This is a genomic window from Ferrovum myxofaciens, assembly GCF_013181415.1.
GTDB classification, from domain to species: Bacteria; Pseudomonadota; Gammaproteobacteria; order Burkholderiales; family Ferrovaceae; genus Ferrovum; species Ferrovum myxofaciens.
Genome location: NZ_CP053676.1, coordinates 182,603 through 204,538, shown reverse-complemented (window position 1 = coordinate 204,538; position 21,936 = coordinate 182,603). Strand labels below are relative to the sequence as shown.

The 21,936-nt window shown below is 59.3% G+C and carries 18 protein-coding genes; 9 read left to right on the top strand and 9 right to left on the bottom strand.

Annotated elements, in window-relative coordinates; translation table 11 throughout:
- Positions 1-128: 128 nt before the first annotated feature.
- Positions 129-1,454: an exodeoxyribonuclease VII large subunit gene (gene xseA, locus HO274_RS01010; RefSeq protein ID WP_273120667.1), complete on the top strand. Its 1,326-nt coding sequence runs from the start codon at positions 129-131 to the stop codon at positions 1,452-1,454.
- Between the two features lie 11 nt (positions 1,455-1,465).
- Here the strand turns inward: xseA and miaA are convergent, their stop codons facing one another.
- From miaA to tsaE, 4 genes are read right to left on the bottom strand one after another with little or no spacing between them, the layout of a single operon-like run.
- Complete coding sequence (gene miaA / locus HO274_RS01005; RefSeq protein WP_031595270.1) at positions 1,466-2,425, bottom strand: tRNA (adenosine(37)-N6)-dimethylallyltransferase MiaA; 960 nt, start codon at positions 2,423-2,425, stop codon at positions 1,466-1,468.
- Positions 2,404-4,311 (bottom strand): DNA mismatch repair endonuclease MutL, encoded by a 1,908-nt coding sequence (gene mutL, locus HO274_RS01000; RefSeq protein WP_031595269.1) that lies wholly within the window; start codon positions 4,309-4,311, stop codon positions 2,404-2,406. Before mutL ends, miaA begins: the two co-directional genes overlap by 22 nt.
- Positions 4,308-5,666 carry an N-acetylmuramoyl-L-alanine amidase gene (locus HO274_RS00995; protein WP_273120664.1) on the bottom strand — a complete coding sequence of 453 codons (1,359 nt, stop codon included), beginning with the start codon at positions 5,664-5,666 and terminating at the stop codon, positions 4,308-4,310. Before HO274_RS00995 ends, mutL begins: the two co-directional genes overlap by 4 nt.
- Positions 5,627-6,151 carry a tRNA (adenosine(37)-N6)-threonylcarbamoyltransferase complex ATPase subunit type 1 TsaE gene (tsaE, locus tag HO274_RS00990; protein WP_273120662.1) on the bottom strand — a complete coding sequence of 175 codons (525 nt, stop codon included), beginning with the start codon at positions 6,149-6,151 and terminating at the stop codon, positions 5,627-5,629. The genes HO274_RS00995 and tsaE overlap by 40 nt, the downstream gene beginning before the upstream one ends.
- A gap of 16 nt (positions 6,152-6,167) precedes the next feature.
- Between tsaE and queG the strand changes: the two genes are divergently transcribed.
- Together queG and dsbD are read left to right on the top strand one after the other, a co-directional pair.
- Positions 6,168-7,253 carry a tRNA epoxyqueuosine(34) reductase QueG gene (queG, locus tag HO274_RS00985; RefSeq protein WP_051861788.1) on the top strand — a complete coding sequence of 362 codons (1,086 nt, stop codon included), beginning with the start codon at positions 6,168-6,170 and terminating at the stop codon, positions 7,251-7,253.
- Between the two features lie 31 nt (positions 7,254-7,284).
- Positions 7,285-8,928 carry a protein-disulfide reductase DsbD gene (gene dsbD, locus HO274_RS00980; protein WP_273120660.1) on the top strand — a complete coding sequence of 548 codons (1,644 nt, stop codon included), beginning with the start codon at positions 7,285-7,287 and terminating at the stop codon, positions 8,926-8,928.
- Positions 8,929-8,950: 22 nt separating this feature from the next.
- On the opposite strand, the gene orn is transcribed toward dsbD, so the two are convergent.
- Positions 8,951-9,499, bottom strand: a complete 549-nt coding sequence (orn, locus tag HO274_RS00975; RefSeq protein ID WP_031595263.1) for an oligoribonuclease — start codon at positions 9,497-9,499, stop codon at positions 8,951-8,953.
- A gap of 82 nt (positions 9,500-9,581) precedes the next feature.
- Between orn and rsgA the strand changes: the two genes are divergently transcribed.
- A complete protein-coding gene (rsgA, locus tag HO274_RS00970) occupies positions 9,582-10,535 on the top strand; it encodes a ribosome small subunit-dependent GTPase A (RefSeq protein WP_051861786.1) in 954 nt (317 codons plus the stop codon).
- On the opposite strand, the gene ampE is transcribed toward rsgA, so the two are convergent.
- Positions 10,464-11,249, bottom strand: coding sequence for a regulatory signaling modulator protein AmpE (gene ampE, locus HO274_RS00965; protein ID WP_273120657.1), 786 nt, complete (start codon positions 11,247-11,249; stop codon positions 10,464-10,466). The two genes, rsgA and ampE, sit on opposite strands and share 72 nt — an antisense overlap.
- Before the next feature lie 115 nt (positions 11,250-11,364).
- Positions 11,365-12,384, bottom strand: coding sequence for a hypothetical protein (locus HO274_RS00960; RefSeq protein WP_273120655.1), 1,020 nt, complete (start codon positions 12,382-12,384; stop codon positions 11,365-11,367).
- Positions 12,385-12,645: 261 nt separating this feature from the next.
- Between HO274_RS00960 and mnmC the strand changes: the two genes are divergently transcribed.
- Positions 12,646-14,508, top strand: coding sequence for a bifunctional tRNA (5-methylaminomethyl-2-thiouridine)(34)-methyltransferase MnmC2/FAD-dependent 5-carboxymethylaminomethyl-2-thiouridine(34) oxidoreductase MnmC1 (gene mnmC / locus HO274_RS00955; RefSeq protein WP_031595258.1), 1,863 nt, complete (start codon positions 12,646-12,648; stop codon positions 14,506-14,508).
- On the opposite strand, the gene recN is transcribed toward mnmC, so the two are convergent.
- Entirely contained in the window at positions 14,499-16,175 is a 1,677-nt protein-coding gene (gene recN, locus HO274_RS00950; RefSeq protein ID WP_062188051.1) for a DNA repair protein RecN, read from the bottom strand. The genes mnmC and recN overlap by 10 nt on opposite strands.
- A gap of 8 nt (positions 16,176-16,183) precedes the next feature.
- Positions 16,184-17,050, bottom strand: a complete 867-nt coding sequence (locus HO274_RS00945; protein ID WP_031595255.1) for an NAD(+) kinase — start codon at positions 17,048-17,050, stop codon at positions 16,184-16,186.
- Between the two features lie 72 nt (positions 17,051-17,122).
- Between HO274_RS00945 and hrcA the strand changes: the two genes are divergently transcribed.
- The 4 genes from hrcA to dnaK all read left to right on the top strand — a co-directional run bounded on the left by hrcA (position 17,123) and on the right by dnaK (position 21,889).
- On the top strand, positions 17,123-18,136 hold the full coding sequence (gene hrcA, locus HO274_RS00940; protein WP_031595252.1) for a heat-inducible transcriptional repressor HrcA: 1,014 nt from the start codon (positions 17,123-17,125) through the stop codon (positions 18,134-18,136).
- 9 nt (positions 18,137-18,145) lie between these two features.
- Complete coding sequence (hemH, locus tag HO274_RS00935; RefSeq protein WP_031595250.1) at positions 18,146-19,249, top strand: ferrochelatase; 1,104 nt, start codon at positions 18,146-18,148, stop codon at positions 19,247-19,249.
- 69 nt (positions 19,250-19,318) lie between these two features.
- Positions 19,319-19,885: a nucleotide exchange factor GrpE gene (gene grpE, locus HO274_RS00930; protein WP_082783241.1), complete on the top strand. Its 567-nt coding sequence runs from the start codon at positions 19,319-19,321 to the stop codon at positions 19,883-19,885.
- Between the two features lie 78 nt (positions 19,886-19,963).
- Positions 19,964-21,889 (top strand): molecular chaperone DnaK, encoded by a 1,926-nt coding sequence (dnaK, locus tag HO274_RS00925; protein ID WP_031595246.1) that lies wholly within the window; start codon positions 19,964-19,966, stop codon positions 21,887-21,889.
- The last annotated feature ends 47 nt before the right edge of the window (positions 21,890-21,936 follow it).

The window sequence follows — 21,936 nt, the reverse complement described above, 5'->3', positions numbered from 1 at the left end:
AAACCCCATCAACCCCTTATCCTTGTTACACTTTTTTTGCATCGTAGAGTTTCTATACAGTTCCATGATCAGCCCGAAAACCCTTGACAAATGACCAATGACCCCGCAATCCCTATCCTGCTTGAACTATGACTTCCATTCCCAGTAACCATAGTCCTTCCGAGGCATTTTCCCGTGCCGAGGCCGAAGTTTTCGAGAAAAGTTATACCGTAACCGAATTCACCCAGCGCCTCCAGACGATACTGGAAAAAGCTCTGCCGGCCTGCTGGATTCATGGAGAAATTTCCAACTTTACCGAGGCCTCTTCGGGGCACTGGTATTTCAATCTAAAAGAATCTCAAGCCCAGATCCGCTGCGTGATGTTTCGCTTTCGCCAGAATGGCAGCACGGTTCGCCCCAGCAACGGGATGGCCGTACGTTTGCGGGGCAGTCTTTCCTACTATGCACCCAACGGAACCTGCCAGATTCTGGTGGACAATCTGCGCCCCGCCGGTCTGGGTGCCCTGTTCGAGGCCTTCAATCTCCTCAAGCAACAGTACGCTGCTGCCGGCCTTTTCGACCCCGAACGCAAACGAGCCCTGCCTGTCATGCCGCGCCGGGTTGGCGTCCTGACCTCCCCTGTGGGTGCCGCTTGGCGCGATGTACTCACCACTCTGCAACGCCGTGCTCCGCAGGTTTCATTGATCCTCTACCCCATTCCCGTTCAGGGAGAAGGCGCTGCCCAACAGATTGCCGCACGTCTGCTGGAAGCCGGGGCCCGTGCCGAATGTGAGGTACTGATCCTGTGCCGAGGGGGGGGCAGCATGGAAGACCTCTGGGCCTTCAACGAGGCTCCCGTGGTCGAAGCTCTGGTGGCGTGTCCCCTCCCGGTCATCACGGGCATCGGCCATGAAACCGATTTCACTCTGGCAGATTTTGTGGCGGATCAGCGTGCCCCCACCCCCACCGCCGCTGCCGAACTGGTCCATCCCGAACGGCAGCAATTGCTGCACCAACTGACTCAACTGGAAGAACGTCATTTCCTGGCGTTGCGCCGACGGGTGGAAAAAATTGCCTTGCACCTCGATCAACGCCGCTTGCGCTGGGAAAACCTCCAACGACGCCACTGGGAACGACAAAGGCAACGTCTTGCCACGCTGGCGCAACGATTGGTTCACCCCGGTCAGCGCATCGCCTTTCAGCGCCAGACTCTGACCGCACTCGACCAGCGCTGGCGGCTTTGTTGCCAGCGCTGGTTCGAACAGCAGCGCCGCCATCTGGAACGGCAGACACGCACGCTGGAGCATTTGAACCCCCGTGCCATTCTGGCGCGGGGCTATGCCCTGGTACAGGACAACGCCGGACACGTAATCGACGACGCAACGCGTCTGAAGCCCGGCGATCAGGTACAACTGACCTTGGCCCACGGAACCCGTCACGCCACCATCCTGCCAGAACCGAACGACCCTTGTTGACCGACAGGGTCTCAGGCACTCTTCAGAAAATGCTCCACCAAAGCATGGGCCATACCTTCCCACCCCATCTGGTCCGGGTCCAGGGCCACCCGCGCTGGCCAGTTACGCACCCAGGTCAACTGGCGGCGCGCCAGTTGACGGGTCGCGATGATGCCCCGCAGACGCATTTCCGATGCACTACCTTCCCCCTCCAGAAACTGCCAGACCTGACGGTATCCCACGGCGCGCATGGCAGGCATTTCGCCCGTCAGGCGGGGGTAACGCAGGCGCAGTCGACGCACTTCCTCCACCAGTCCCTGCGCCAGCATCTGGTCGAATCGGTGAGCGATACGCTCGTGCAAGGCAGCCCTCTGGCCGGGCATCAACCCCAAGGTCAGGATCCGATCCGGCAAGCCGGCACGGGCCTGTTCCTGATGCCAGAATGAAAGTGGATGCCCCGTCACGTGCCAGACTTCGAGCGCCCGCTGAATGCGTTGGCGGTCAAGGGGTGCCAGACGGGTCGCCGTGACGGGATCGACCCGGGCCAATTCGGCATGCAGGGCCGGCCAACCTTCCCGTTCGGCCCGTGCTTCCAGCGCAGCCCGCAGTTCGGGAGACGCACTCGGCAGAACGGCCAACCCCTGTTGCAGGGCCTGAAAATAGAGCATAGTGCCCCCCACCAGAAGGGGCACATGCCCGCGCGCGCGAATGGCGGCAAGCAAGGGTGTGACATCGGCCACGAAACGGGCGGCCGAGTAGGGATCATCAGGATCTACCCAGTCCATAAGGTGATGGGGATAACGGGCCCGCGTGAGCGCATCCGGTTTCGCTGCGCCGATATCCAGACCACGATAAATACTGGCCGAATCCACATTCACCAATTCCACCGGGAAATCATCCGCCAATCCACAGGCCAAGGCGGTCTTGCCACTGGCCGTCGGACCGAGCAGAAACAGAAGTGGAGGAGCGTTCAGCGACCGCGCAGAAACCATTGATCCAGTTCAGACAAGGGAATCTGGCGCCAGGTAGGACGACCATGATTGCACTGATCGGCGCGTTCACACCGTTCCATGTCACGCAGCAATGCGTTCATCTGCATCACCGTGAGGGAGTGATGGGCACGCACCGCACCGTGACAGGCCATGCTGGCTAAAACCTCGTGACGACGGGCTTCGAGCGCCAGACTCTGGCCCGTTTCTTCCAGATCCGCCCATACCTGGCGCAGCACTGGCTCGGGATCGACGCCACTCAACTCAATGGGCCAACTGCGCAACACCACGGTCTGAGGTCCGCGCAAAGCGAGATCAAGACCCAGAGCAGTGAGTACGTCGCCGTAACTTTCCAGAACCGCCAGTTCCCGCGCTGAAAGGGTAAAATGCGGAGGATCAAGAAATGCTTGCCCCCCTCCCGCCACAGCATGACGTGCCTTCAGACGTTCATACAGAATTCTTTCATGGGCTGCGTGCATATCCACCAGCACTAGCCCGGTAGCATTCTGAGCCAGAATATAGATCCCGTGCAATTGAGCCAAAGCCTGTCCCAAGGGAAAAAATGGCGGCTCCGGTGCAACCGGCTCTGGCTCCGCACCCGGCAGTTTGAAATTTTCTTCACTGAACCGAAGTGCCGTGTTCGCTTCCTGAGCGGGAGAGGACGGGGTTTCGGCGGGAGGGATAGGTTGTTTACCGTACAAAGCCGCATGAAAGGGATCGGGTTCGCCAAGATGCAGGGATACCGTAACTTTATCCGAAACGGAGGGAGGGGCAACGAATCGAGGAGAAGGCAGCGGCAGTTCGCCAGACTCCTCAAGAGAAGATGACATCAAACCCGCCTTCCCGGACGAGGAAGGGATACCCCTGCCCCCCAGGGGACTGCGCTCGACGAACTCCAGACCACCGGGTGTCGTGCGGGTCAAAGTCTTGTGGAGCGCTTGCCAGACAAAGCGAAAAACGGCTTGTCCCTCTTCAAAGCGTACTTCGGTCTTGGCAGGATGAACATTCACATCCACCCGTGCTGGGTCCAAACTCAGAAATAACACTCCTCCTGGCTGGCGCTGACCATGCAACACATCCTGATAGGCCTGGCGAACAGCCTGGGTCAGCAACCGATCGCGCACGAAGCGTCCATTCACGAAAAGGTATTGCTCCGCTCGACTGGCGGCGGTCGGGTGCAGGATCCAGCCAGACAGGTGCAATGGTCCGGCACTGTCCTCGATGGGCAGGCTCTGATTCAAAAAATCTTCGCCCAGAATGCCACGCACGCGCGCTTCCAGCGTCAGCGCCGGCCAATGGCGCAAAGCACGTCCCTGATGCGAGAGGCGAAAGGTGACTTCAGGATGGGCCAGAGCCAAACGACGCAACAGTTCATCGCAGTGACCAAATTCCGTGCTGGTACTCCTCAGGAACTTGCGCCGCGCCGGCGTATGGCTAAATAAATCTTCCACCACCACACTGCACCCAATGCTGCGTGCAGCGGGGCGCGGTCCCTCGACCTGCCCTCCGGACACGGTCATGGTGAGCGCATGAACCGCCTCCGCCACGCGCGCCGTCACCGTCACCCGTGCCACCGCTGCCATACTGGCCAAGGCCTCCCCTCGAAAACCGAGGGTGACGATATGATTCAGGGGGTCCGTCGCCGCCAACTTGCTGGTCGCGTGGGCCTGCAGGGCAAGGGACAAATCATCGGGGTGAATACCGTGGCCATCATCCTCCACCTGAATGCGCCGGACCCCGCCTTCTTCCAGGAGCACAACGATGTTCCGCGCACCGGCATCCAGAGAGTTCTCCACCAGTTCCTTGAGTACGGAAGCTGGACGTTCGATCACCTCTCCCGCAGCGATCTGACTGATCAGGAGCGGGGAAAGTGCCTCGATACGCTTCATGGAGCGCTGCCAGCCAAGTGCGTGAGGGACAGGGCCGTCACATGCTGCCCCCAGGCACCGCTCCTGTGCAAATAATCCTGTAAACCATGGGTAATGGCCTGGGCCAACTTCTCCTGATAGGCCGGATCATTGAGACGGCGTTCCTCTTCAGGATTGGTAATGAACGCCGTTTCCACGAGAATGGAAGGAATGTCCGGGGATTTGAGGACGGCAAAACCAGCCTGTTCCACAAAACCACGGTGCAACACATTGATCTGATCCAATTCACCCAACACGGCCCGGGCCATTTTGAGACTATCATTGATGGTGGCAGTCTGAGACAAATCAAAAAGCGTCTGTGCCAGGTAGGCCTGATGGGTTGGAAGGGTTACTCCGCCCACCAGGTCGGCATCGTTTTCATGTTTGGCCAACCAGCGTGCCGCCACCGACGTTGCTCCCTTCTCGGACAGAGCAAACACGGAAGAACCCCGTGCCTCCTGATTGATGTAGGCATCGGCATGAACCGACACGAAGAGATCGGCATGCAGGCGATGTGCCTTGACCGTCCGTTCCTGCAGCGGAATGAAATAATCCCCGTCGCGAATCAGTACGGCACTCAAACCGGGCTGGGCATCAATGGCTGCTTTGAGACGCCGGGCGATGGCCAGGGTGACGTTTTTCTCGTGGGTACCTGCTTCGCCATGCGCACCAGGGTCTTCCCCGCCATGCCCGGCATCCACCGCAATGATCAGGGTCCTACGGGCAGGGCCCCCCGCCCCGGCATCTGACCGGATTTCAGCCCCCTGCCTTGGCACGTCCGCCTCCGCAATGGGTACTGGGGGGCTTGCCGCCACTACCGGAGAAGGCCTGGGGGACTGACCGGGCGGTATGTCATTCTGCACCTGCAGCGCCGGTTTATCGAGCACGGGAGAAAGAGGATCTGGCGTCGCCGTGGCGGGGTAAATATCCAGAACCAGACGGTAACCGTAGTCTCCCACTGGTTCCAGCAAAGCAGAGGTCGCATTGACCGGCCCCTTGAGATCAAAAACCACCCGCACCACGCCAGGTTTGAAATGGCCCACCCGAATCTTGCGCAAATAGGGATCCTGTGGGCTCAATTGCGCTGCCATCTGTTCGAGGGACTGGGTCGCAGTCACTCCCTCTAGATCCAGCACCAGACGATCAGGATTAGGGACGGAAAAAAGGGTGCCGTGAATCACCTGAGTCGCTTCGAACGTCACCCGGGTATAGTCGCTTGCAGGCCACAGGCGCACGGCACGAATGCGAGTTTCCTCACCGTGAGCCACGGGAGACAGCACGCTCGACCCCAACAGGATCAACGCGGCAAAGACGTAGCCAAGAGCGGTTCGAGACATTTCATTCCATGGACAGAAGTATGTCGGACCTGCAGCAGACGCCCCGCCCCTGCAGCAGGCTCCAGCATCAGAGCCACGTCGGCGGGGGGTAACCAGGTAGAAACTTTTTCGGGCCATTCCACGAGGCATAGACTGTCGCTCCGAAAGCACTCCCGAAAATCACTATCTTCCAAGGATTCCGGCGAGTTGATTCGATAGAAATCAAAGTGATAACAGTATAACCTCGAAAGTTCATAAATTTCAAGCAGGGCATAGGTAGGACTACGGATGGTTCCCGTCACGCCCAGGCCCCGCAGAATCCCCCGAATGAGGGCCGTTTTACCTGCACCCAAGTCACCGGAGAAGGTTAAAACCAGCCCCGACTCGAGACAGGGTGCCCACGCCCTCCCCCATTCAGTGGTTGCCTCGGGATCTGCCAAGTGCCACTGCGCCCCCCCTTCCCCTTCCATCCAATCCTCTTTCGGTTGATAATTCAAACTGTTCACTCATTGTACCCGGTTCATGCCTCCCTTATCCGTTTTTGACTTGCGCACACTCCTTGAGCGCGAAGCACACCACTTGGGCTTCAGCGCAGTGCGGGTCAGTCGCCCCACCCTGCGCACAGCCCGCAAACACCTTGACACCTGGCTGACAGCCGGTTATCAGGGGGCCATGACCTGGCTGGAACGGGATCCGGATCTGCGCACCGACCCCTCTCGTCTTTGGCCAGGTACCACCTGTATTCTCACGGTCTCCCTGCCCTATCTCAGCGAGGACCTGACTTCCTGTCAGGATGCCCTGAACGACCCAACCGAGGGCGTCATCGCTCAATATGCCCTGGGGCAGGATTACCACCGACTGATGCGCCGTCGTCTGCATCTGCTGGCCGAAGGTCTGGCTGCGCAGTGGGGGCCTTTTGCATGGCGTCCCTTCAGCGACAGTGCGCCTCTGCTCGAAGTGGAGATCGCCGCCCAAGGGGGACTGGGGTGGCGTGGCAAGCATACCTTGCTGCTGCAGCGCCAAGGTTCCTACTTCTTTCTGGGCGAACTACTCTGCAACCTGCCACTGCCCGCCGACCCTCCGGAAAAGGACCATTGCGGAACCTGCCAGACTTGTCTGACGGTCTGTCCCACTCGAGCCATCGTGGCCCCCTACCAACTGGATGCCCGTCTGTGCATTGCCTACCTGACCATCGAACACCCAGGCCCCATACCCGAATCCCTGCGCCCCCTCTTTGGCAACCGCATCTACGGTTGCGATGACTGCCAGTTGCACTGTCCCTGGAACCGCTTTGCCAACACCTCCCGGGGCGCACGGGCGTTTCTGCGCCGCAAGGAACTGGAAAATCTCAGCCTGCCCGCCCTATTCGCCTGGAGTGCCGAAGACTTCCAGACTCACCTGACAGGCTCGCCCATCCGTCGCATCGGTCATGAACGCTGGTTACGCAACGTGGCCGTAGCTCTGGGCAATGGACCCGCCACCCCGGGGGCCCTGACCGCACTGGCCCAGCGTCGCAATCATCCCGCCGAACAGGTGCGCGAACATGTGGAATGGGCTTGGCAGCGTCTGCAGAACGGGAACTCCCCGTACCCGCCTCAGTCGGAGTAGAATCAATCATCTGGTTACGAGACACAGGCTCATGAGTATCTTTGCACGGCGTAATACCTGGATCCGAACCCTTTTCCTGGTCTGCGCCCTGGGTGGACTGTCCCCGGCCTTTGCCCTGGAGGGCATTCCCGAAACGCCGCACCCCCTTCCTACTGCGTTGGGCACACTGCCCGAGCCGCATACTTTTCTGATGCCCGACCAGGCCTTCAAGATTTCGGTGGACAATGGCGTTGACCCGGGCAACCTGATCCTTTCTTTCGTACCCGCTCCCGGTTACTATCTCTATCGCGATCGCATTCATCTCCGCTTGCCCGGTGTGCCCCAAGAGGTTCCCTTACACTTTCCGACTGCGGAGGCCAAACAGGACCCCAGTTTTGGCCAGGTCTGGATTTACCGCCATCCTTTTCAGATCGCCTTGACCTTGCCCGGCGGCCAACCCGTCTCCCGTTTTTCCATCAGTTTCCAGGGCTGTGCCGATCACGGCATCTGCTACCCGCCCACCACTCAGGATTTTCAGCAGAGCGGGAACCATTACAGCGCGCTTTCCTCAGGCTCGGAAATCTCTTCCACGCCTCCTTCTGCGGACTCCGGGCGCCCTGAGGACTTTGCCAGTTATCTGAAAGGCGCTCGTCCTTTCTGGGTACTGGCCAGTTTTTTTGGTTTCGGGCTACTTCTCGCTCTAACTCCCTGTGTGTTCCCCATGATTCCGATTCTTTCCGGCATCATTGCAGGTCAGGGCACATCGGTCACCAAAACACGCGCCTTTGCCCTCTCCCTCACCTATGTACTGGGTATGGCCCTGACCTATGCCGGGGTGGGCATATTAGCCGGGCTGACCGGAACCCTCCTGTCCAATGCCCTGCAAACTCCACCGGTCCAGATCGCCACCGCCCTGCTTTTCGTTGTGCTGGCCTTGTCCATGTTTGACGTGTACCAGTTTCAGTTGCCCCTCTCCCTGCAAAACCAACTCAACGGTGCCTCGGGGCGCCTGCCGGGAGGTCGCTACTGGGGGGTTGGCTTCATGGGCTCACTTTCCGCATTGGTGATGGGTCCTTGCGTGGCTGCGCCGCTGGCAGGCGGGCTAATTTATATCGCCGAAACTCGCGATGTGGTGATGGGCGGACTGGCACTCTTCACCCTGGCCTTGGGCATGGGCACCCCGCTTCTACTCATTGGCACATCAGCAGGCGCCTTACTGCCTCGGGCCGGTCACTGGATGAGTTGGGTAAAACGCGGCTTCGGGGTCGTCCTGCTGGGGGTTGCCCTGTTTACGATTCTACCCCTGATTCGAACCGCCCCAGCCACCACGAACCTGAACTTCGTGCCTGTCTCCACGGTGGCCCAACTGGATCAGCAGTTGCTTCGGGCATCCGGTCAACACCGTCCCGTCATGGTGGACTTCTATGCCGATTGGTGCACTTCTTGCGTGGAATGGGACCGTACCGTTCTGTCCCGTCCCAGGGTCCAGACTGCCCTGCAGCCGTTCACTCTGGTGCGCGTGGATGTTACCCATAACAGCGCAGAAGATCGTGCCCTGCTGGCACATTTTGGACTTTTTGGCCCGCCCAGCACGATCTTTTTCGATCCCGACGGGCGGGAACTGGAAAATCAGCGCTTGGCTGGTTATGTTCCCGAAGATACATTTCTGGGTTACCTGGACCGGGTAACCCATTGAATCCACTCCCAGCCAGGGCGCATCAATCCAAACGAATGAAATGCGTCCGGTAGTGGCGCAATTCTTCGATGGATTCGAGAATATCCGCCAGCGCCTCGTGTTTTCCGGATTTTTTGAAGGCGCTGTAGACCGCTGGCTTCCAGCGTTTGGACAATTCCTTGAGGGTGCTCACATCCAAGTTACGATAATGAAAATACTGTTCCAGGCGAGGCAGGTAATTGGCCATGAAACGGCGGTCCTGGCACACCGAATTGCCGCACATGGGCGATTCGCCGGGGGGTACGTGGATCTTGAGAAACTCGAGCAGTTGCTCCTCCGCCGCCGTTTCGGCCAGGGTCGAGGCACGAACCCGATCGATGAGGCCAGACCGTTGATGGGTTCCCTTGTTCCAGTCATCCATGGCATCCAGGACCCCATCGGGTTGGTGAATCGCCAGAACCGGCCCTTCCGCCACGACCTCCAGCGCATTGTTGGTGACCACCAGCGCCACCTCGATGACGCGGTCGCGCATCGGGTCCAACCCGGTCATTTCCATGTCCACCCAGACCAGATGGTTTTTATCCTGTGCCATAATCCTTCCTTTTGAGTTGATCAATGCCCCACTTGCCTCCCGACCGTGACGCCCGCTCCATGATACACCGGACACTCTTACTGTGAGTACCTCTTCCCTTGCGGGATGGGTACGCGGGGTCTTTGGTCACCACTACGAAGTAGTGGACGACCAGGCACAGACGTGGAGTTGTGTCCGGCGCGGCAAGCAACATGATGTCGCCTGTTCGGACCGGGTTCGCTTCACTCCCACCAGCGTCACTCAGGGTGTGATCGAAGAAATCGAATCGCGCACCACCCTGTTCTGGCGTGCCGACGGAAAACGAGAAAAATTTTTGGCCGCCAACGTGGACCAGGTGCTCATTGTCTCAGCGGGTGAACCCACCCCTTTTCCAGACCTGATCTCCCGTTGTCTTGTGGCCGCTGAAGCCAATCGGGTCGACGTCTGCCTGCTTCTCAATAAAACCGACCTGGGTCCGGCCACGGCAACCTGGCGTGCCACACTGTCCCATTTTGAATCCCTCGGCTATCCCCTGCTGGAAATTTCCGCCCGAACCACAGCAGACCGGTTGCGCCCCACCCTGGCCGGACGCCACAGCCTGCTGGTGGGACAATCAGGCATGGGCAAATCCACCCTGCTCAACGCCCTCATTCCCGAGGCTCAGGCCGCTACTCAGCGCATCTCTCTAGCCCTGGATTCGGGCCGACACACCACCACTGCCACCCGTGCCTACCCCCTAACCGAGGGTGGCTGGCTGATCGACAGCCCCGGCGTCCAATCCTTTGGCCTGACCTATCTCGACCCTGCCGATCTGGTGGCATTTTTTCCAGAGTTTTCTCCACTGCAAGGCCACTGTCGTTTCCCTGACTGCCACCATCGTCAGGAGCCGGACTGTGCCCTGCGGGACTACGTTGCCGGTCATCCTTTGCGCGCCCTGCGCCTTGCCACCCTGCTGACGCTCCAGCAGGAAAATGCCCCCCGCCGCTCAACGCCCACCCAACAGCGCCGTCGTCAACCCCGCACTCACTCCCCAGAGGACGACGGCTCGCCAGATTAGCCCTTCGGCACTGGTCAACTGATCGGCTTCGAGGGCCTCGAATGGCCCGTTTCCTCCGTTTGCCTGTCCTGACCCCAAGGCCCCATGCACCACCGCTTGCAACAGTTCCTGGCTGGATAAAAACAGGCGATCCGGATCACGCCAGGCATAAAGCGCTTCTTCGAAGTCACCGACCAGAGCAAAGGTCAGCGCGAGCAGGCGTACCGGTATCCAGTCCAGACCTGCCTGCATGCGCCGATAAAAAAGACCGTCTGGCTCCGCTTCAACCAGCAGTGCCGTGCCGCAATACAGCAGAGGCCCCCATCCGCCGGGCAATAAAAAGAACCAGAACAGGGGGGCAAAAAAACGTTGATAACTACCCAGGATACCTTCATCAAGAACTGCACGAACAGACTGATTCGGCTCGGAATACGGGGGTATCTGCATCCCACCTTGGCGCAGGTGAGCCAAAGGACCGCGCAGATCAATTCCCAACCCCAGCACCAGCAAGGGCACCAACGCCCCCAGATGAAGCCAACCCAATCCGCTTTGTACCCCTGTCATCAACAGGAGAGGGAAGCCCACGACCCCCAGCCAGAGCACTGCGCCGACCCGGGGCATACGTGCGAACAGAAAGAGACGCCAACGGGTCAGCAAGTTCACACCCCAAGCACCCCAAGCCTGGGGACGCCAAGGTTCCAAGATCAGCACCAACACCAGAAACCCGACTTTCATGGATTCCTCTAAATTTTATTTCGTTTACGGGGGCCCATCATAACAGAACAAAAAAAGGACCTTCCTCAAGAAGGTCCCAGCGATCCTATCTGCCTTCCAGAAAGCAGGTTCGTGTTCAGGCGACCTTGCGTGCGCTCCAGATCTTTTTCTTGCATTTGCCTCCGCCCAGGGGAACCAGTCCGATGGCGAAAATCTCCACCGTATCCCCCTCGCAGATCTCTTCACGCAGCAGGGCCCGTTGCAGGTCGGTTCCGGTATGGCGCACGGTTTGCACTTCATCCTGCACTTCTGCAAAAAAAGTGCGGGATTTGCGTCCCGAAGGATCCGTACGTTCCACAAATCCAGTACGTTTCAATAACCCCCGAAATTTTCGTACCTCCGGTGCCTTGACCAGATTGGGATAGACCTTTTCCGTACTGGCCAGAGGCTTCTTGCGCTGAGCATCAGCCGCGCGCACATCCGCCAAAGTCATTTCCACCACTCGCCGACGTTTTTGCACCTCGCTCAGAGGCGGATCCTGAACGGCCACATCAGGCAGCATTTGCCACGGCCGTTTTTGCAGCAATCCATCCGGAACTTCCGCATCCACCAGAGCCTGTGCTTCACCTACCGTCTGATCGAGCAGACGCAACAATCCCTGATCCTGCAGGGAAGCAAAAGCCAGGGTCACCTCCCCCAACTCGATTCTTCCCCATGGCCGAGTCGGCAAATTCCCCTGATGGGGAAGAGATTGCATTTGTACCACTGCAGCACCTGCACGTAAACGCAAGCGCCGTTCCACCTGAATCCCATAGCGCCGCCGCAATTTGGTGTAATCCAACCACAGGGAACGGACTACCCGCCCTGTTTCCGGGTAACACCGACATACCACACTGTACCCATCCCCATAACGGATGAGCGGTTGTCCCAAATGCACTCCCAACGAAACCACCTCTTCAGGGTGCGGTGCCGGCAAAGCGGGCGGAGAGTCAGCGACCCCTTTTGTTTCAGTCACGCTCTGTTCCTGGTTTTCACGGGCCAGTTGAGCCAGATAAGCCACCCCTTGCCCGCCCCTATGCCATCCACGCATTGCCGCCAATCCTCCCAGATAACCCGTTCGCAACAATCCTGTCAACACACGAATCGCCATGTTCATGATGATGCCTCCATAAAAAAACCGGAGGCACCCTGACCCGCCGATGGCGCATCACGACACCATCCGGTGGTTCATTATTGACATGATGAACCAACCATCGATTCACCAAGGCACCCCACAAGGGTTCGAGAACGCAGTTCTCTATGCCCTTCCAGTCTAGTCCCGCGTGCTTCTCCGACCTGCCCGAATACTGAAAATTTCCGCCTCTTCTCGGACTGCGTTAGAATCGGACTTTTCACCTTTGTGTCGGTGAGCGTAGCCATGCCCTTGCTGCCCGCACCCCTGACCTTTCGGAACGGGGTTCCCTATTCTGAAACCTATGCGGACGTGTACCATTCCCAGGCAGGTGCCGTGGCCCAATGCCGCGCGGTCTTCCTGACGGGTAATGGGCTACCGGAACGCTGGCGGGGACGGGAGTCTTTCCAGATACTGGAAACCGGCTTCGGGCTCGGGCTCAATTTTCTGACCACTTGGCACGAATGTCGCCGTCTGGGCAGCACCGCCCCACGTTTGCATTTCATTTCCCTTGAACATGCCCCACTCAGCAGCGCAGATCTGACCCTTGCACTTTCGGGTTATCCCGAACTGGCGCAGGAAAGCAGGCACCTGCTCAGCGCCTGGCCGCCCCTCACCCAGGGAATACACCGCCTCCATTTTGATGCGGGCAGGGTCACCCTTTACCTGGTGCTGGGGGATATGGCCGACCTTCTGCCCCAACTCACCCTGGCTGCCGATGCCGTGTATCTGGATGGATTTTCACCCCGCACCAACCCGATACCCTGGAGTGAACCCGTCCTGCGCCAAGTTGCTCGCCTGTGCCGGCATGGCGCCACCTTGGCTACCTGGTGTGTGGCCGGACACCTGCGCCGAACCCTTGAACACCATGGCTTTCATACCACCCGGGCACCCGGTTTCGGAACCAAGCGAGAACGCCTCAGCGCCTGCTACGATCGAATTCCCGAAGATGCCTGGTGCAAGATCGTGCAACGTCTCGAGCAACCCGCGCTCCAGTTCACCCTGGAACCTCCCCCACAACGCCATGCGCTGGTCATTGGGGCGGGCCTGGCCGGTTGTCTGGTGAGTGCCGCATTGGGTGAACGGGGCTGGCACATCGAACTGTGCGAGAGTCGAAACGAACCGGCACAGGAAGCCTCGGGCAATCCCGCCGGCATCCTGCGTCCCTTTCCTAGCCTGGATGACAACCGCGCCGCCCGTTTGGCACGGGCAGGTTTCCTGACCACCCTGCACTGGTTGGCGAATCTGAAAGGAAAGACGGAAGTCCTTCCCCATGGTCTGAACGGCGTTCTGCGCATTGCCCAGGACGCCCCGGAAGCCGCCCATCTATTCGCCCTGAGCAGGGCACCGGGAAGTGTCGAAGCCTTGCTCCATTGGTTGCCGCGCGCCGAAGCCGAGCGTCTCGGGCACTGTGCAGCCCCCTGGGGCGCCTTGTTTTATCCCACCGCAGGCTGGCTGGATCCGGGCCAGTTCTGCCGTGCCGCACTGGCTCAAACCCCCCATCTCTCGACGCATTGGGGACAACCCGTGACCCTCCAACCCGGCCCGGCCGGTTGGGAAGCCCGAACTCTGTGTGGGGCCCTGCTGGCACAGGCTCCCATCGCCATCCTGGCCGGTGGGGCACACCCTCTCCCGTTAAGCAATGCGCCTCTCTGGCCGCGTCAGCGCCTGCGGGGCCAGATCACTCAGATCGAGCGCTCTCCCGTCCCCATGGGAACCCCAGTCCTCTGTGGTTCCGGCTATGTGATTCCGGACGCCCCCGGTGGCCCCTGTCTGGGTGCGACCTATGACCGCAGCGCAGACATCGCACCCCGTTCTGCCGACCGTGCGGAGAACCTGCAACGCCTGACAGCACTGGGGTGGGATGATGGACCGGAACACTCGGTGGTGCAGGAACGAGTCGCCTTTCGCAGCGTCAGCCGCGACCGTCTCCCCATCATTGGCCCCGTGCCGGGAGCCAAGGGTCTCTTCGCTCTCACCGCTTTGGGCTCACGGGGACTGGTGTGGGCACCCTTGGGAGCCGATCTTCTCTGCGCCTGGCTGGAAGGCGACCCTCTGCCCCTCGAAAAAGACTTAGTCCAAGCTGTGGCACCTGCCCGTTATCGCTGAGCGCGCTTTCCTTCCCGAAGCAACAATTCCCGGGCATGTTCACGCACGGTCGCCGTGACCGTCACCCCCCCCAGCATGCGTGCCACTTCTTCCACCCGTCCTCCCTCATCCAGAACCTGGACCGAACTGGTCATCTCTCCCTCCTGCACGGCCTTGCTGACTTTCAGATGATGCTGAGCGCAAGCCGCCACCTGGGGCAGATGGGTCACGCACAGCACCTGATGGTGGTGCCCCAGCGCAGCCAGCATCTGCCCGACTCGTTCGGCCACTCCCCCCCCGATGCCGCTGTCCACCTCGTCAAAAATCAGGGTAGGAACTGCACTTCCCTGCGCCAGTCGGGTTTGCAGTGCCAATCCCAGGCGCGACAGTTCTCCGCCGGAAGCGATCCGGGCGAGGGAACCCAGAGGTTGGCTGGCGTGGGCCGCCAGTTGAAATTCGACCCGCTCTCGCCCTTCGGGCCCTGGTCGATCCAGTTCGCTCAGGGCGACCTCGAAGCGTCCCTGGCCCAGAGCCAAATCACCCAGGCTGGCGCTCACCGTTTCTCCCAAGCGCAACGCCGCCTGACGACGCAGCCGACTCAAGTCCTGCGCCACCTCTTCATACCTTTGCCGGGCCTGCTCCACCAGTCTCTCGAGCGCCTCCAGGGAAGGCAGGGCCTCAAGCGCCTCGAGCGCTTGGCGGGTGTCGGCAAACAGCCCAGGAAGATCCTCGGGGCGAACCTGCAAACGGCGCGCGCGCCCATGCCAGGCTTGCATCTCTTCTTCGATCTGGGGCAAACGCTCCTCGTTCTCTTCACGGGCGCGAGCATAGCGATGCAATTCACTCAGCACTTCCTCGACCTGGATGCGTGCTGATTCGAGCAGGGTGACCCAGGGAGTCAGAGTGCTGTCGTGAGTCGCCAGTTGGGCCAGCCGTTGTTCGCACTTCAAAAGTTGACGTCGCACCGCGCCTTCCCCTTCATCCAGTGACTGAACCGTTTCGTCCACGCCCTGGACCAGATCCGCACGATGGGCAAGACGGGCCTGTTCCATCAGTAATTCCTCCCAATGTCCGGGGTGGAGCGTCAAATCGGCCAGCAAAGCCAGGGTATCTTCGAGCATCTGGCGCTGCCCAGCCGCCACCGCCAGCGCCTGGCGCGCCTCGGCACAGTGTCTCTGGGCACTTTCCCATGCTTGCCAGGCCTGACGTACGAACTGCCGGCATTCGTCATGCCCCCCAAAGGTATCCAGCAAGATTCGCTGGTGCGCAGGCAATAACAAGCGTTGGTGAGCATGCTGGCCATGAATGTCGATGAGGTGGTCGCCCAGGGCACGCAACTGAGTCGCAGTCACGGCACTGCCGTTGATGAAGGCGCGGGACTTGCCACTACGTTCCACCACCCGCCGGATCAGGCATTCGCCCTCGGCACTGGACAAAGCCTGTTCCTCCAGCCATTGTCCCGCCGGCGAAGCGGGAGAAACGTCAAAACAGGCCTCGAATTCGGCCCGTGGCGCACCCTGTCGAATAGCCTCCGGATCTGCCCGTTCGCCCAGTATCAGCGCCAGAGCATCAAGCAAAATGGATTTCCCCGCACCAGTTTCCCCGGTCAGGACAGTAAATCCGCGACCCAACTCCAGAGTCAAACGATCCACCAGGACAAAATCGCGAATGCGCAGTGCAACCAGCATGCCTTCTCCTAAAAACGCGTGCCCCAGCGCAATTTCTCGCGCAACATGGCGAAATAGTCATACCCCGGGGGATGGATCAGATGCACGGAGTGCCGGGCACAGGTGACGTTCAACCGGTCCCCGGGTTCGATGAGGATCTGATCTTGCACATCGAAACTGGCAAAGGCCCCCGTCCCCTTGTGCAGGATCATCTCGACCTGTGCACTCTGCTGCAACACCACCGGACGATTGCTCAGGGTATGGGGACAGATGGGGGTCAATACCAGAGCCTGCAAGCCAGGATGGACAATGGGTCCGCCACTGGACAGGGCATAGGCCGTGGACCCCGTGGGGGTAGCCAGAATCAAGCCATCAGCGCGCAGGTTGTAGACGAAGTTTCCATCCACGAAAACCTCCACCTCGATCATGCTGCCCCGCGCGCCCTTGGCCACCACCACATCATTGAGGGCCATGGCCTCGCTCACCCCTCCGTCGGCTCGGGTCAGACGAGCCGCCAGCAACGTGCGATCCTCCAGAGCATAATGACCGTCCAGCACTTGGCCCAGACGATCTTCCAGATCCCGGGCTGGAATATCCGTCAAAAACCCCAACCGTCCAAGATTGATACCGATCAGAGGAACAGCATGGAGCGCCAGTGCACGGGTAGCATTGAGCAGAGTACCATCCCCGCCCAATACCACACACAAATCCACCTGTTCGGCCAACTCGTTCAATGGGACTCCCACCTGCCCACAGGCCAGGGCAGACCAGGGATCCAGGATCGTGGAACAGTTCCGTGCAGCGAGGAGCGACAAAAGACGGGTCAGGGGCGCATGCAACCCCTGGGGATCGGCCTTGCCCACGATACCGATACGAGAGAATCCTGATTGGGTCATGGAACTTCCTGAATGAGTGGTCAGTCTGGTGCGAAAAGGGAATTAGAACATATTTCAGTTAAAATGGCGGGTATGTTAAACGATCGCGCGCGGGCTCTGCTCAAAGCTCTGGTGGAAAAGTACATCGACGAGGGTCAACCCGTCGGTTCCCGGGCCTTGTCGCGCCTTGCGGGCATGGACCTCTCCGCCGCCACCATTCGCAACGTCATGGCCGATCTGGAAGAGTTGGGTTTTATCGCCAGCCCTCATACCTCGGCCGGGCGCATTCCGACTCCGCGCGGTTACCGTTTCTTCGTGGACAGCCTGCTGACCATCAAGCCCCTGGAAATCACGACCCTGTCCCAACTGCAACTGCGCCCGGCCGACCCGCAGCAACTGGTGGCTGCCGCGTCCCAGATGCTCGCCGAACTCACCACCTTTGCCGGCATCGTGCGCACTCCAAAACGGCGTCTCACGGGCTTCCAGCGTGTAGAATTCCTGCGTCTCTCGGAAAACCGCCTGCTCCTCGTTCTGGTTACCCTGGAAGGAGATGTCCAGAACCGCATCTTGATCACAGACCAGAACTACTCCACCGAGCAGCTGGCCAAAGCCGCCCAGTACCTTAATGAACAGGGCAGTGGCCAGGATTTCGATCGAGTGGTGGACGCGCTGCATCGCGAACTCAACGGACTGCGTGCCGATATTCGCACACTCACCAGCCGGGCCTTGGCCTTTGGGGAAGAAATCCTCAAGCCCGGTCCCGATGATTATGTCCTGCGTGGCGAAACCCGTCTCATCGGCCGCAACGACATGGCCAGCAACCTGAGCAGTCTGCGCCGTCTCTTCGACCTCTTCGAGCAGAAAACCAGTCTGTTGCAACTGCTCGATGCAAGCCAGAACAGCGAAGGCGTCAGAATTTTCATTGGCGGAGAATCGGGGCACTCCCCCCTCGACGAATTCAGTCTGGTCACGGCCCCCTACGAAGTGGATGGACAGGTGGTGGGGACCCTGGGGGTGGTGGGACCTACCCGCATGGCCTACGAGCGCATCATTCCCATTGTCGACATCACTGCACGCCTGCTCTCCAGCGCACTGTCACAGCACTGAAGGATTCACATGCCCTCTTATCTGCCCGAACCTCCCTTCACGCACGGACGATCCATAGCCCGGGTCGGTCTCCTACTGGTCAATCTGGGTACGCCCGACGCACCGGATACACCGGCTCTGCGCCGTTATCTCGCTGAATTTCTGGGCGACCCGCGGGTGGTGGAAATTCCCCGTTTCTTCTGGTGGCTGATTCTGCACGGCGTCATTCTGCGCACCCGTCCTGCCCAGTCCGCCAAAAAATATGCCGCCATCTGGCAGTCGGAAGGCTCGCCGTTGCGCTTCCATACGGCAGCCCAGGCAGCGGGCTTGAGTGCCCGTCTCGAGGCCGCTTTTCCTGACAACCCGCCGCTGGTGCGCTACGTCATGCGCTATGGACAGCCTTCCCTGGGCCAGGGCGTGACCGAACTCAAAAACGCCGGGTGTGACCGGATTCTGTTGCTCCCCCTTTACCCTCAATACGCCGCCAGCACCACGGCTTCCAGCCAGGATGCCCTGTTTTCCGCCCTTGCACGCTGGCGGCATGCGCCCGCCGTGCGCACGGTGCATCATTACCACGACGATCCGGGGTACATCAGTGCCCTTAAGGGGCGAGTCGAAGGATTCTGGGCTACACAAGGTCGCCCGGATGTACTGGTGATGAGTTTTCACGGAGTGCCGCAGTTCACTCTCCACAAGGGCGATCCCTATTATTGCGAATGCCTCAAGACTGGACGCTTGTTGGCGCAGGCCCTAGGCCTCGAACCCCATCAGTATCGAATTTCCTTCCAGTCTCTCTTCGGGCGGACAGAATGGGTCAAGCCTTACACCGCCCCGTTAGTGGAGCAACTGGCCCGGACGGGCGTACGTCATGTTCAGGTTCTGTGCCCCGGTTTTCCTGCCGACTGCCTAGAAACCCTGGAGGAGATCGGCATGGAGGTGAAAGCCACTTTCCTGAACCACGGCGGCGAGGTCTATCACTACATTCCTGCGCTCAACGACGATCCCACCTGGCTGGACAGCCTGACGCGCATTGCTCTGGACAACCTGGGGGGCTGGTTGCCTGCTCCGCTGCCCACTGCAGAGGAACAGGCAGCACAAAAAAATCGGGCACTGGAACAGGGCGCGCCACAGTGACCCCTTGAAATCGGCCTCCTTGGCCCCATGTACCGCCAGTGATCCACAACTCAGCCCTGGGAGTCCGGCATGTCCACCTCTGAACCTATTGATTCTTCCTTTTCCAACTCTGAAAATCCATCCCCTGCCAGTGCAGACAGTGCACCCGCCCTCTCCCCACCCGAAGACTGGCAAGCCGCCCTGACCCAGGCGGAAGAAGCCCTGCGTACCAAGGACGACGAGTGCTTGCGTCTGCGCGCCGACATGGAGAACCTGCGCAAGCGCACCGCCACCGAATTGTCCCAGGCACGTAAGTTTGCCCTGGAAAGTTTTGCCGGAGAATTGCTGGCCGTCATGGACAGCCTGGAAGCCGCCCAACAGGTCAAGGAAGCGTCTCTCGACAGTTACCGCAATGGAGTGGAACTCACCGCCCGCCAACTGACCAGTGTCTTTGACAAGTTTCACATTCAGGCCATTCACCCCGAAGGACAGCGTTTCGACCCCAACCGCCATCAGGCCATTGCTTCCCTGGAGCACGACGAAATCCCGGCCCAAAACGTCATCAGCGTCATGCAAAAAGGCTTCATCCTGCATGAACGGGTTCTACGTCCGGCTTTGGTTACAGTTTCGAAGGGAAAAGCGGGATCCCCCTCTTGAATCCGTAAAAATCATCCCGATTTAAGGTACAACCATAAAGTATTCCCCACCAATTTTTGAGAAGAGGCTAATAACATCATGGGAAAAATCATCGGAATCGATCTGGGTACCACCAATTCCTGCGTGGCCGTCATGGAAGGCGGAAAACCCAAGGTCATTGAAAACGCAGAAGGCGCACGCACGACCCCCTCTATCATCGCCTACATGGAAGAAGGCGAGGTTCTGGTGGGCGCGCCTGCCAAACGGCAGGCCATCACCAACCCCAAAAACACCCTCTTCGCCGTCAAGCGCCTGATCGGTCGGCGCTTCGAAGAAGATATGGTACAAAAGGATATCCACATGGTGCCTTACTCCATCGTCAAGGCCAGCAATGGGGATGCCTGGGTGGAGGTGCGGGGCAGAAAGATGGCACCGCCGGAAATCTCTGCCGCTGTCCTGCAAAAAATGAAGAAAACTGCGGAAGACTACCTGGGTGAAGAAGTAACCGAAGCCGTCATCACGGTTCCGGCCTACTTCAACGACAGTCAGCGCCAAGCCACCAAGGATGCGGGACGTATCGCAGGACTGGACGTCAAGCGCATTATCAACGAACCCACCGCTGCCGCCTTGGCTTTCGGGATGGACAAAAAGGAAGGGGACCGCAAGATTGCCGTTTATGATCTGGGCGGAGGAACCTTCGATATTTCAATCATCGAAATCGCCGAAATCGATGGCGAACACCAATTCGAAGTGCTTTCCACCAATGGAGACACCTTCCTCGGCGGGGAAGACTTTGACCTGCGCGTCATCGATTACCTGGCCGACGAGTTCAAGCGTGAAAACGGCCTGGACCTGCGTAAGGATGTGCTGGCCCTGCAACGCCTCAAGGAAGCCGCAGAAAAAGCCAAAATCGAACTGTCCTCGGCACAACAGACCGAAGTCAACCTGCCCTACATCACAGCCGATGCCAGCGGACCCAAACATCTGGTGGTCAAAATCACCCGCTCCAAACTGGAAAGTCTGGTGCAGGAACTCATCGACCGCACCATGAAGCCCTGCGAAACGGCTATCAAGGATGCAGGCGTGAAGATCAGTGACATCGCTGACGTGATTCTGGTGGGCGGGCAAAGTCGTATGCCCAAGGTACAGGAACGTGTCAAGGAACTCTTTGGCCGGGATCCGCGCAAGGATGTCAACCCGGATGAAGCTGTGGCCATCGGGGCAGCCATCCAGGGCGGCGTCTTGAAAGGCGACGTCAAGGATGTGTTGTTGCTCGATGTCACGCCTCTGTCCCTCGGCATCGAAACCCTGGGCGGAGTTATGACCCGTTTGATCCAGAAGAACACCACCATCCCCACCAAGGCGTCCCAGGTCTTCTCCACCGCCGACGACAACCAGTCGGCGGTGACCATCCACGTCCTGCAAGGGGAACGAAACATGGCCAGCGGGAATAAAAGCCTGGGGCAGTTCAACCTGAGCGATATTCCCCCTTCACCCCGAGGCATGCCACAGATCGAAGTGACCTTCGACATCGATGCCAACGGGATCCTGCACGTGAATGCCAAGGACAAGGCCACCGGCAAGGAAAACAAGATCACCATCAAGGCCAACTCCGGTCTGTCGGAAGAGGAAATCCAGCGCATGGTGCAGGATGCCGAGGAAAACGCGGAAGAAGACAAGAAAAATCTGGAAGCAGTGAATGCGAAGAATGGTCTGGAAAGTTTGGTCCATAATGTCACCAAATCCGTCAAGGATCACGGCGACAAACTTTCAGCCGAAGAAAAATCCAGCATCGAAAGTGCACTCAAGGATGCAGAAGATGCACTCCAGTCACAGGATACAGCACGCATCACCGCCACCACTGAAAAACTCTCCGAAGCCAGCCATAAATTGGCTGAAAAGATGTACGCAGCCGATGCAAATACGGGTGGTGCTGGTGTCCATGCCCAAGAACCCGGCGCTGCTGGCAACAAGGAAGACCATGTTGTAGATGCCGAGTTCGAAGAAGTGAAGGACAAGAAGTAAAGAACCTTCCCCTGGGGAAGTCAGGTTGTTGGGGAGGGGGTGAAAAC

Coding starts and splice junctions, on each gene's coding strand:
- orn (WP_031595263.1), bottom strand. CDS start 9,499: ATGGCACAGGATAAAAACCATCTGGTCTGGGTGGACATGGAAATGACC.
- queG (WP_051861788.1), top strand. CDS start 6,168: ATGCCTCCCTTATCCGTTTTTGACTTGCGCACACTCCTTGAGCGCGAA.
- hrcA (WP_031595252.1), top strand. CDS start 17,123: ATGTTAAACGATCGCGCGCGGGCTCTGCTCAAAGCTCTGGTGGAAAAG.
- mutL (WP_031595269.1), bottom strand. CDS start 4,311: ATGAAGCGTATCGAGGCACTTTCCCCGCTCCTGATCAGTCAGATCGCT.
- mnmC (WP_031595258.1), top strand. CDS start 12,646: ATGCCCTTGCTGCCCGCACCCCTGACCTTTCGGAACGGGGTTCCCTAT.
- hemH (WP_031595250.1), top strand. CDS start 18,146: ATGCCCTCTTATCTGCCCGAACCTCCCTTCACGCACGGACGATCCATA.
- HO274_RS00960 (WP_273120655.1), bottom strand. CDS start 12,384: ATGAACATGGCGATTCGTGTGTTGACAGGATTGTTGCGAACGGGTTAT.
- HO274_RS00995 (WP_273120664.1), bottom strand. CDS start 5,666: ATGTCTCGAACCGCTCTTGGCTACGTCTTTGCCGCGTTGATCCTGTTG.
- dsbD (WP_273120660.1), top strand. CDS start 7,285: ATGAGTATCTTTGCACGGCGTAATACCTGGATCCGAACCCTTTTCCTG.
- xseA (WP_273120667.1), top strand. CDS start 129: ATGACTTCCATTCCCAGTAACCATAGTCCTTCCGAGGCATTTTCCCGT.
- HO274_RS00945 (WP_031595255.1), bottom strand. CDS start 17,050: ATGACCCAATCAGGATTCTCTCGTATCGGTATCGTGGGCAAGGCCGAT.
- grpE (WP_082783241.1), top strand. CDS start 19,319: ATGTCCACCTCTGAACCTATTGATTCTTCCTTTTCCAACTCTGAAAAT.
- recN (WP_062188051.1), bottom strand. CDS start 16,175: ATGCTGGTTGCACTGCGCATTCGCGATTTTGTCCTGGTGGATCGTTTG.
- dnaK (WP_031595246.1), top strand. CDS start 19,964: ATGGGAAAAATCATCGGAATCGATCTGGGTACCACCAATTCCTGCGTG.
- ampE (WP_273120657.1), bottom strand. CDS start 11,249: ATGAAAGTCGGGTTTCTGGTGTTGGTGCTGATCTTGGAACCTTGGCGT.
- miaA (WP_031595270.1), bottom strand. CDS start 2,425: ATGGTTTCTGCGCGGTCGCTGAACGCTCCTCCACTTCTGTTTCTGCTC.